Source organism: Streptomyces bohaiensis, from assembly GCF_012033785.1.
Lineage (GTDB): Bacteria > Actinomycetota > Actinomycetes > Streptomycetales > Streptomycetaceae > Streptomyces > Streptomyces bohaiensis.
Map to the genome: position 1 here is coordinate 1 of NZ_JAAVJC010000166.1, position 10,547 is coordinate 10,547.

General features: G+C 67.4%; 7 protein-coding genes and 1 pseudogene. 5 read left to right on the forward strand and 3 right to left on the reverse strand.

The window, feature by feature from the left end; genetic code table 11:
* From HCN52_RS16890 to HCN52_RS16900, 3 genes and pseudogenes are all read left to right on the forward strand, one after another.
* A pseudogene (locus tag HCN52_RS16890) lies at window positions 1–105 on the forward strand (IS5/IS1182 family transposase); the annotation flags it as partial.
* Between the two features lie 1,135 nt (window positions 106–1,240).
* The gene (locus HCN52_RS16895) at window positions 1,241–1,573 is read left to right on the forward strand and encodes a hypothetical protein (protein WP_168089289.1); all 333 of its coding nucleotides are present in this window, start codon (window positions 1,241–1,243) and stop codon (window positions 1,571–1,573) included.
* Window positions 1,574–3,211: 1,638 nt separating this feature from the next.
* Window positions 3,212–3,403, forward strand: coding sequence for a hypothetical protein (locus tag HCN52_RS16900; protein WP_168089290.1), 192 nt, complete (start codon window positions 3,212–3,214; stop codon window positions 3,401–3,403).
* Window positions 3,404–3,996: 593 nt separating this feature from the next.
* On the opposite strand, the gene HCN52_RS26215 is transcribed toward HCN52_RS16900, so the two are convergent.
* Both HCN52_RS26215 and HCN52_RS16910 read right to left on the reverse strand, forming a co-directional pair.
* On the reverse strand, window positions 3,997–6,663 hold the full coding sequence (locus tag HCN52_RS26215; protein ID WP_168089291.1) for a tetratricopeptide repeat protein: 2,667 nt from the start codon (window positions 6,661–6,663) through the stop codon (window positions 3,997–3,999).
* A 534-nt stretch (window positions 6,664–7,197) separates the two neighbouring features.
* Entirely contained in the window at window positions 7,198–8,238 is a 1,041-nt protein-coding gene (locus HCN52_RS16910) for a hypothetical protein (RefSeq protein WP_168089292.1), read from the reverse strand.
* Between the two features lie 232 nt (window positions 8,239–8,470).
* Between HCN52_RS16910 and HCN52_RS16915 the strand changes: the two genes are divergently transcribed.
* Complete coding sequence (locus HCN52_RS16915) at window positions 8,471–8,644, forward strand: hypothetical protein (protein ID WP_168089293.1); 174 nt, start codon at window positions 8,471–8,473, stop codon at window positions 8,642–8,644.
* Window positions 8,645–8,692: 48 nt separating this feature from the next.
* Here the strand turns inward: HCN52_RS16915 and HCN52_RS25540 are convergent, their stop codons facing one another.
* Window positions 8,693–8,893 carry a DUF397 domain-containing protein gene (locus tag HCN52_RS25540; protein ID WP_168089294.1) on the reverse strand — a complete coding sequence of 67 codons (201 nt, stop codon included), beginning with the start codon at window positions 8,891–8,893 and terminating at the stop codon, window positions 8,693–8,695.
* Window positions 8,894–9,224: 331 nt separating this feature from the next.
* Between HCN52_RS25540 and HCN52_RS16925 the strand changes: the two genes are divergently transcribed.
* Complete coding sequence (locus HCN52_RS16925; protein WP_168089295.1) at window positions 9,225–9,524, forward strand: hypothetical protein; 300 nt, start codon at window positions 9,225–9,227, stop codon at window positions 9,522–9,524.
* Window positions 9,525–10,547: the final 1,023 nt, after the last annotated feature.

The window sequence follows — 10,547 nt, forward strand, 5'->3', positions numbered from 1 at the left end:
ACCCTCAAGTCCTGGCGGCTCCTCCGCAAGCTGCGGTGCTCAACCAGCCGCATCACCGCCCTTGTCCAAGCTGTCCTCACCCTGCGTCTGGCCAGCTCAGCGTGAGGATGGCAAAGGCTCAGTACCTACGAGCAGTGGGAGGCACTCCTCGGGCAGACTCGAGTCCTAGTCCGGGACGCCCCATTTATGAGCTCTCGGCCCACCGTCCCCATGAAGGAGAACTCGAAGGGGGCCGTCGACGCAGCGTCGGCGAACTCTGCTCGAGTTCTTGTCCGTTCGCCGGCCGCAGCCTCGGGTGGGGGCCGGCCCTGTTCACGTCGCAGAGCAGCGTCTCTGTTGGGGACCGCTGGAGTGCCATCTGCGGCCTGGCGGCCAAGAGGCCGGATGATGGCGTCCTAGCGGTGGTCGCTGGACACGGCCGCCTGGACTGGCACGTCCTACCGCGATCGCCTTGGCCTCGGGAACGGCTCGAGTGGCTGCGTCGGGGGCGCGAGCGGCCCGCTACCGACATCCATGACGACTGCCACCGCTACCTCACCACCCGACGGACCAGGAGTCGCGGTCGGTAAAGCCTCCGCGGCTTTCATCCAGCACACATCGGTGGCGTGCACGTGATCCGAGAATACTTCCCGCCCCACCCGGCGTCCGGACGTTTCCACGCCCCGGTGCTGCAACGCAACTTTCGCCGCCCGTATTACTCCGAGAGGGCGCTGAGGAGGCCACTGAGCGCTTGGCTGAGGCGAGAAACGAGGGTACACTGCAAAGCAGTTGAGACAAGCAAGCGCGGGGGCGGCAGGCCTTCACCCATTGCGCTGGAGACCTCGGCGCAATGGGTTGACATTACCCCCCTCCACGAGGTAGTATATTAGTTGCAAGATGCCGGGCTACACGCTTTTAGTCCGCTCGCGCTGGGATTCAGAATACCTAGGGCTGCGGTCTTGAGTGATCGGTAATCTTGTACTTCGTGTAATGAAATTCTATTGAGCACATTTTTAGTGTTAGCGCGTTGAGTCACGGCGAAGTAGGAAATTTCGCTTTTCGCTATCACGTTTAGTTAGCTATTATTTAGAGTTTAGCCCCCTCTGCTGGACGGTGGGGGCTTTTATATTGCGACAGAAGAGCCGCAGGGTGACCGCCTTGCGGCTCTTCTGCCGCCTAAATTGAGGAGAAATGTACAATAATGTCTAATAATGAGAAGATTTTCAAGCTAGGTGAGAGCCCAGAACCTCATGCATCTGTAGTGAGTCGATCCCTGGACGCTAAGGCATTAGAAGCGCTGCTTGTCGAGGCGAAAGAGGCCCTCCTTGCCTGGATGAAAGAGACTCTATTTACCTGGGTCAAGAAAGCTCTATTTGCCGGATCGAAGAAGGCTTGGCACATTCTTTTGGGGGCCATCAAGAGCGTCTTGATCGCCGCCGTGGCTCTTTTTGTGCTTAATTCGTGCGACGCGGTTTCGTATGAAGTGCGCATTGGTGGCATGGAATTCGTAAAGCGCGATACGCCCAATTGGGGGGAGGGTTGCTTAGTGGACGCGAGCCCCGTTGATACATTAGAGGGGCGTGAATGTCGATAATGGGTGGCCTATTGGCCTGCGGGAAGGAGCTTCGCCCGTAGTTCCAAAGGTTAATGCCACTAAACGGCGGATCGTGAATTTCGTCGATCTATCTTCCTGACGAGATGGGGGCGGCATGCCATGCCGCCCCCATCTCGTCATCTCGCCAACGCCCAAAAGCGCGGTAGGTGCGCGAAGGAACCCCGGGGGATCCTCACCTCCGCCCGCCTCGCGGCCCACCCCGACCCCCTTTGGGCCACTCGCCTGGCTCCGGGACGCGCCGGCCCACCTCCGTCGACCAGAGTGAAAACCCGTAACCGCGGCGCAGGACGTCCCGGACCTCTTCTGCGCTGAACTGGTCGACGACGTGGTCGCAGCCGGCATCACCGCGACCAGGAACGGCGCGTCCGACCACATCGACCTTGTCCTCGCCGCCCAGGACGACCCGGACGCCACCGCCGACCTCTGCGCCGCCGGACGCTGCGACCGCCAGCCCCTGCCGCACGGCGCCGCCCGTCTCCGGCTACTGCATGCGCCACCAGCCCCGCACCGTGCCCCGCCACACCACCGCCCCTGTGCCCAACACGGAGCCGGCGGAGGCGGCGTGGATGTGTTCGGCCGACGGGTGCGGCTCCGAGCCCGTCACAGCAGCCGGGCTGTGCGCACGTCACCTCGTCGCCCGTTCGACAACCGCCCGCCGTTCCGCCGCCCGCCGCCCGCCGCCCGGCGGTTGCCGCCGACGACCGGTGCGCGGACCGGTGCGGGCGGCCCGCGCTGCGGACCGGCCCGTACTGCCGCCGCTGCCACAACGCACACGTCCAGGAACGGGAGGCGGCAGCGGTTGTCGGCGGGGCGCGCTGACACCACCCCGGCACGCTCCCGAGCGCCCCCACCAGTGTCTATCCCAGGCCGTCATGTCGTATAAGGGTTCGGTATATGACCAGTAGAACGCAGTGGGTGACCCCCACCGTCCGGGCCCTGTTGGGCGTCACCGGGGAGACCTAGGCCGCCCTTGCCTCCGGCCTCGGCATCTCCCAACCAGCCGTCTCCCTCCCGCTCGCCGGGCGCCGGGCGTGGTCGCTGGCCGACCCGGACGCCCGCGCCGCCCACTACGGCGTGCCCGTCCCGGACCTCGTGTCCGGGGTGGACGCCGCCGCCCGTCGACTGTCAGCAGCGCGCCGCTCACCAGCCTGCGGCGCCACCCAGACCATCACGCCCACCGCGTGTGGTTGATGCAGCGCGAGGGCAAGTCCACGACCCGGTAGGAAACCTGACGTCCAGCCGCCTTGGGGGCGCAGGAAGGGGTCTGTGGTCGGCGCCGACGGACTCCCCGCCCTGTGGCATCCGTCACAGCCTTACAACTCATCTAGTTAGCGATTTCTGGACGAGCCGCAATGGCGTGGTTCAGCTGTTCGCAGGTCAGAGGCCGCACCCGTCAACGGTTCACCCGAAAGGGTGATACCGGACGGTGACCAGCTGTTTCGTGCTGGCTGGCTTCACCGTGATCGATTCGGCAGGTGCCTATTACGATCGCCTCCACGAAAGAGCCGCACCTCCCGGGGTGATTTCCCTGGCAGGAATCCCGGGGGTGCGGCGTGCGCTCTCACGAGGAGAACACCGATGGATTCTACGCCCGCCCGCTCGGGCCCAGGAGTCACGTTGCGCTGTGAGATCGCGGCACCCGGCCCGATCCGCCGCTGGCTCGGACCGCTCACCGGCGGGCTGCTGTTCCTCGCCGGCGCCGAACCGATCGTCGCGTTCGCCGTCACGGCCGCGGTGCTGCTGCCGCTCCGGATCACGCGCCCACCCGCCGACCCCCTGGCTACGACGTCCCGTTCCGCACCCCGCTGAGTGGCCGTTGTATGCGTTTCGACCAGGGGTGCGGGGTGACCCGGCGCCAGTCGTGCCGCCCCGCACCGCGCGACCGCCCCGTGTCCTTCCGCCCCGCCCGCGCGTTGACCCGGGCGGGGCCGCCGGGTGCCGGCCCCGGACACGATCTTCACGCCTCGGTGTCCCGACCCCACCCGCCCTCCCCGAGACCGGGACGGGGAGCGCCCCACACCACCCTGCGGGGCCCGGCCCACCAACCCCCACGGCCGGGCCCCGCAGTCACGCCCCGCCGCTGCGGGCCGCGCCGGTTCGGCGCCCCGGCAAGAGCGTTTCGCAACTGGTTCGCCCGAGGTTTCGCCCGGCGTTTCGCCCGAGGTTTCGCAACCGTTTCAGTCACCATCCGGCCCTTGCCGACGTTTGTGCAGTTCAGACCGCGCGTACCCGGGGGCCCGGCGAGGTCGACACCTCTCCCTGCACAGACTCGACTCTGTGACCACACCCCCGGCGCGCGGCCCGCCGGCACCCCCGGCCCGCGGCCCCGGACTGCGGGCCACCCCGAGCGCCGGGTTCGCAGCCCCCTGACAAGAGGCCCCGAACTGTCCTCGCCCCTACCGCTACGCCTCGTCGCCTCTGCCCTCCACCTCGTAGCGGACCACGTTCCGCCAGCGCCCGTGCTGGACCTCGTCAGGGGCGAGCTCGCCAGCTCGATCGAAGTCACCGGCCGCAGCACTCAAGAGCCCAGCGGCATGGTGGACCGAGCCTCGCGCATGGTGGTTCCAGGCGTTGTCGGGGTTGAGCTCGATGGCCCGTGAGAAGTCGGCGATCGCCTCGTAGTAGTGCCCGAGCTGATAGTGGGCTCCGCCGCGCGAGGCGAGATTCATCTCGTTGCTGGGGTTGAGGTCGATGGCCCGAGAGAGGTCGGCGACGGCCAGCTCATAGTTTCCCACTGTGAGGTGTGTGAAGCCGCGTGCGGCATGTATCAGCTCCTGCTCGGGGCCGGGGCTGGTGGCGTGGGCGAGTTCGGCGAGTGCCTGGTTGGGGTCCCCCACCCCGATGTGGGCGAGACCGCGTGCGAGGTGGGCCAGCTCCTGAGCTGGTCCGGGGCTGGTGGCGTGGGCGAGTTCGGCGAGTGCCTGGTTGGGGTCCCCCACCCCGATGTGGGCGAAGCCGCGGAAGATATGGGCCAGCTCCTGAGCTGGTCCGGGGCTGGTGGCGTGGGCGAGTTCGGCGAGTGCCTGGTTGGGGTCCCCCGCCCCGATGTGGGCCCAGCCGCGGAGAATGTGCATCAGCTCCTGCTCGGGGCCGGGGCTGGTGGCGTGGGCGAGTTCGGCGAGCGCCTGGTGGGGGTCCCCCGCCACGAAGTGAGCAAAACAGCGTGCGAGGTGGGGGAGTCCACTGTCGGGATCAAGTTCCGCTGCTCGATCAAGGTCAACCTGCGCTTGGTCGAGGTTTCCCGTCATGTGCTGGGCGGCGCTGAGTAGGAGATGGTCGGCAGCGTTGTCGGGAGTTAGCGCTCTGGCTCGGTCAATGTCGGCGACCACCTGGTCATAAGCCCTCACATACAGATGTGAGTAAGCCCGGAAGCGAAGGGCCAGCGCGTTGCCGGGGTTGATCCTGATGGCGTGCGTGAAGTCGGCGATGGCTTGGGGGTGGTCACCCGTCGCTTGGTGGTACTGCCCGCGTGTGTGGTGTGCGAGGGCGCGGGTGGTGGTGGGCAGGCCGGGTTCGGCGAGGATGTGTCGTAGTGCTGTTTGGGGGTCGGCTTCGGTGGTGTTGTTGCCGAGTGCGGTGGCTCGTTCGGTGAGTGTGGTGTTGCCGCTGTCGTGGCCGGCGTGGTGGATGAGGCGGACCCAGCGGGTGAGGGTCTCCGTGCTCGTGCCGGCGGCGTGGACGCAGTCGTCGAGGATGGCGAGGCGGGTGTCGTGGGGGTTGGCGCAGAGGCGGTGGTACATCTCTGCGGCGCGGTGGTCGCGCCACTGCTCGTTCGCCCACCGGTCGTAGACGTCCGGCAGGGCGGGTTCGAGGGTGGTGCGTTGGTGTGCGTGGTGGTCGGCGAGGGTGGTGTGGCGGCGTGCCCAGTCGGTGGCGGACCGGGTGCGTTGGAGGCGGAGGATCTGGGTGCGGACGACGTCGTGGTAGCGGTAGCGGCCGCCGTGGCTGGTGACGAACGGCAGCGCCGCCAGCCAGCTCTCCCCACCGGTCACCGCTTCGGACCCGACGAGCGCACGGTAGATATCGGCGTCGACCTCCTGGGGGAGCGCGCAGTCCAGGATGGCCTGGCGCCGCGTGGGGTCCGTCTCCCACTTCAAGAAGCGTTCGACAGCGGTGTCTGCGGGGTCGAGTACCTCGCCGGGGCCGGTCGGCCGGTGGGAGGCGAGCATGTCGACGAGCACCGGTAGCCGATCGGACACGTCCAGGATCGCGGTCACGGTGTCCTCGTCGGCGATGCCTCTGCGAGCCATAAGGTCGCGGGCTTCTTCCTCGGTGAAGGAGTCCAGCACCACCTCCTCCACGTGAGGGCTCATCTCCCCCCACACCGCGGGGGCGAGCTTGCCCTGCCCGGCGATGACCACCACGACCTTCAGCGGCAGCTCCCCGTACCGCTCACCCTTGACGAGGTCGCGCAGCCACCGGTCCAACCCCGGCCCGGTGCGCTCGTAGACGTCGAAGAACAGCACCACCCGGTAGAGGTCCCGCGCGGCCTCGGCCAGGTCGTTCACGAACACCTTCGTCAACGCGCTGACGGGATCGTCGACCAGTTCTCCGTCCCGTTGTTCCCGACGGCGCCCCCAGAGCTGGCCGACGCTGCGGGCGAGCTGATCCCCTCCCAACGGGACACCGAACGCGGATCCTCCGGCGCTGAGCACGGCTTGGGCCACCCCCTCAGCCCCGGGGGACCCCTCGCCCGCGGGGAGGCCATGTTCAGCTGCCTTCTGCCGCCGACGGAGATCGGCGAACCGCTTGGCGAACGCCTTCATCGGCAAGCCCTGGAGAGCCAGCTGATCGGCGATGGCCTTCATGGCCTCCTGTGGGCCGTGGACCGCGTCATCGAGGTACACCGTCGCTCCGCTGCCTCGGGCGTACCCCTTCCACCGCTCCAGCAGCGTCGACTTCCCCACACCGGACTGCCCCCGCACATGAAACAGGAAGCGGAACTCACGAGCGTTCTCATTTCGCCGCAGGTTCGCCTCGAAGACCGCCAGCTCCCCACTGCGCCCCACGAAGCTCGGCTCCTGCTGCTGAAGGAGCTTCTCCCGCCGACTCATCGGCTGATCCGCCACAGTCCCCACCCTCCACTGTCTGATGCCCCAACAGCTACCAGCACCACCGCCCCGTGTCAGCCCAACGACCAACCCCCTGGCCGAACACCACCGCTCGCACCCGCCTACACGCCACCCGCTCCGCCACGGAACACCACCACGCCATCAGCCCCCGGGCCCGCCGCCGGCGGTGCGTCCGGCTACCAGACCCGCCACTTCACCGGCTGACCGAACGGCCCCGGCCTTACCGGCCGCGGGAGCGTCCGCGGGCCGGGTGCCGGCACCGGTGCGGGCGCCGGTTCGACCACGGCGGCCCGGCCGTCCGGCCCCGGCAGCCAGAGGTCGGCTGAGGCGCCGCCGGCGGCCGCGCCGCGCCGCGCCGCGTTGCGGCCACCGTGCCCCGGCGGCCCCGCAGGAGCCCGTGCCCGTCCTGGACGCCCTCCCACGCTGCCCGCACGACCGTGAGCCCCGCCGCCGCTCCCGGCCACCCCCCACGGTCATTTCGAAATGGTCTGGGTTTCGGTCAGGTTAAAGGAGTGCCTCTTCGCGTGATTGTTACGTAGTCCGGTTCTTGGTCTTTAGTATGTCTCTTTTTTGCAGGTTGAGCTCTCTGTCCAGAACCCTTACCGGATTCTCCTCTAGTCCTTCGTCGGTGACCTGCCAGCGATGCGCTTCGTACTGTGGTCGACCGTTTTCGGGAGCCTCATTCGTTGCCTGCCAGTTCCCCGGCGTCGATGCGTGGGTTCCGAAAACGATCGTGAAATCCGGGGCGCGTTTTATGAGGCCAAAATGGGTGAGCTGCTTGCAGCTGTCTTCCCATGCGTCTCGTTTCACTCCGAATTCGGTGATCCTTTTCTGCCCGGTCAGGTATACGCCACGCTCTCTGTGCTTATCATGCGCCCACTGGCTGAGGTGCTGGAGTGTAAGCCACGTTAGTACCTCTGATGGCTGGAGAACCTGGATCCAGCCGTTCTTGTAGAAGCCCGTGGGAACCCGAATGACTTCTTTGGCGTTCCAATGGGGCTCGGGAACCGTGTATATGTCGGACGTCTGGAAGCGGCCTCTTCCGGTCTCTTTCATCAGCTCGAATCTTTTGTACGAGCGTTGATCGCTGGGTGTAGTGGGTACCCGGGCCAAAGCTGTGTCGCTTCCTATGGCTTCCAGGCTTCTGAGTGCTGACTTGACTTGCCGTAGCCGGAGGCTATCTGAGGTCCGGTCTTGTTTTGTGTCGAGGTTGTAATCTCTTTCCCGGGAGTTGTAAGCGCCGTCGATGGCGATCAGGTCCGACCACGACCGCTGCCCCTCGAGGGGGCGATCGTTCGTCCACCGGGCGCCGGCAGTCAGCCGGCACTGTGCTTCGAACAGCGCCAGCAGGTAGAAGCGCATCGCCACCCCGCGGGGCCGTACGAGCTGAGAGAGCGCCCCGGCCTTGCCGTTCGAGGTGAGCAGCCCGGTCCGTAGAAGTACAGGTGAGGGCTTGTGACCTTCCTCCCAGAGCTGGGTCAGGAGTTGGTTAGCCCTGTCCACAGCCCCCTCCTTCTCCATCTTCCTCAGCCTGCGCAGCCGTCGATCGAGCACTTCCAAGGCATGAGTCATGAGCTCCCGCTTTGATCGCAACGCTTTGAACCGCACATAGATGAAATCTAATAGTAGAAGTAGCTTCGTGCGGAACAAAGCGTCCCGACGGAGCGCAACGAGCCGTCCTCAGCGACGGTTTGATTGGACGTGAGCCCCTCACTCTCGATGGGGAGGGGCTCGGCTCTGTCCGGGGCATCACCGCGGACGAAGCCGGTTCCGAGGACGAGCTGACCCCACGAAGGAGACCTCCATGAGCAGCCCCACCAACAACACCCAGCCCGAGCCGCTCCCCCAGCGCTGGACCATCATCCTCACCGCTGGGTGCCTTGCAGGGGTCATCGCCTTTGCCCTCGGCGCCCCGGCGCTCGGTGCCGCAACGGCCATCGGCGCAACCGTCCTCGGCCTTCACAAGGTCACGGCGTAACCCGCCGGGGTGTGGTGCGCCCTGCGCACCACACCCCGGCCTCTCTCGTCAGCGGCCCGCGACGCCGTCGACGAACCGGGCCCAGCTCTCCCGCCTGAACGCGACCACCGGCCCGCCCGGGTCTTTCGAGTCCCGCACCCCGACCGCCGATCCGCTCAGCGCCACCTCAGCGCAGTACGAGTCGTGCGGCTGGGAGTAGCTGCTGGTGCGGAACTCCGCACCCTCGAACCGCTCCGCTCTGCCCACCACGGCCTCCCTCACCTCGACTGGTTCTGTCTCCGGGATGATGCCCACCCGCTCACCCCCCAGCTCCTGCAGGACGGCCCGGCTGCTCCTCGGCGAGACCGGCCTTCCCGCTCCCGTCGCGCTCGCATCGCCGCCACGACTCCCTCAAAGGCCGCCAGACGCCGCTGAGCGAGCACCGGGCCCACCAATGGGACTCGGGGGGCGACGGTTCAGCCCTAGCCGCTCCAGGGGCCGTTTCTGGCTGTCCTGGGGGCCGGTAGCCGTGCATTCACCCCCTGAGGGATTGCCGCAGCGCTAGGGTTGGTGAACTATGCGTGCGCTGAGGGGAGATGGCGTGGCCAAGCAGAGTGACGAGTACGGTCCCCGCAGTCCGGACTACGGTCTGTCCTACGAGTCTGACTCGGTCAGTGCCGAGAAGCCCGAGTACGGCCGCCGGAGTCCGGACTACGGCCTGTCCTACAGCCCGGACCCCTGGGACGACGCGGACACTGTTCCCGATGAGTGGGAATGGCAGAGCAACACTTTCGAAGACCGCAATTTCGCAGATATTAACGAGGCTTGGCTTGAGCGATCATTTCGCGAAGGTCACATCACGAGAGAAGAATTCGCGAACCTCAAACGCCGCGATATCTAGGTGAAGAGCAAGGGCCGGTAAGTGGTGGTTCGCAAGACACGGCCCTGCTCTATGTCCCGACCGAGGCTTCGGCACCCGGTAGGGCCCCCGACGCGCCCCGCCGGCGCCGCGTTGTTGCCACAGGGTGTGCCACTTCGGGTGGCAGACATGCCAGGTGTGTCACCCGGGGTGGCACATGCCCGGTACCCGCGCTGGTGCTGCTCTCCGGCCCGGCGGTCCCGACCCGGCCGGAGAGCAGCGTCACGGCCTGGTCCTCGCCCTCGTCGTCTCGTTGCCACCGGGTGTGCCGCCGGTGTGCCACCCCACCGGCCCCGGAGATGCCACCTCGCGCCGTTCGATGAAACCGCCCCCGCCGGAGGCCCCGGAATGGCGTTCTCGTCGAAGTGCGGCCGGGCCTTGAGTTGCTGTTCCAGAGCGGTTCGTGACGGGATATCAGGCCCCGGGAGAGGCCTTTTCCGGGGCCGATTCGACATGCCCGGATTGCTCGTAGGAGCGATTCGGGAGCCCGCCCGGTAGTAGGGCAGACACCCAAAGCTCACACAGTCTGATCCGGTGATGCACTCGATGATGCACGGCCCGGTTCGATCACCTCGCGGGCCACACCCGAGCCACCGCGCGGACGCCGGACGCCCCGCGCCCCGTCCGGCCCCGACCGATCCGGGGCACCCATGCTTGCCGCGTGAGGGCGCCCCGGGCGGGGCTCCTCGTTCACCTTCAGGACCGCGGGCCCGAGCCCGCCGGCGTCCGGCCCGGCCGCCCCCGGTGGTAGGGCCGGGACCCAAAGTTCACACGGGTTAGGTGTGTGATGCGCCGCCAGCCCCCACCCCGTAGCCCGCCGCTTTTCAGGGTCGCAGCGAAGCGGAGACCCCCGGCCCAAGGCGCGCAGCGCCGGGCCGCCCTGTGCCGGTGAAGCGAAGCGGAACCGGCACCCGCATCCGCGCAGCGGATGCCGCTCCGCAACGCGGAGCCGGGCCGCGCAGCGGCCCGAAGCGAGGCGCGCAGCGCCTCGCCTTCCCCAGCGCG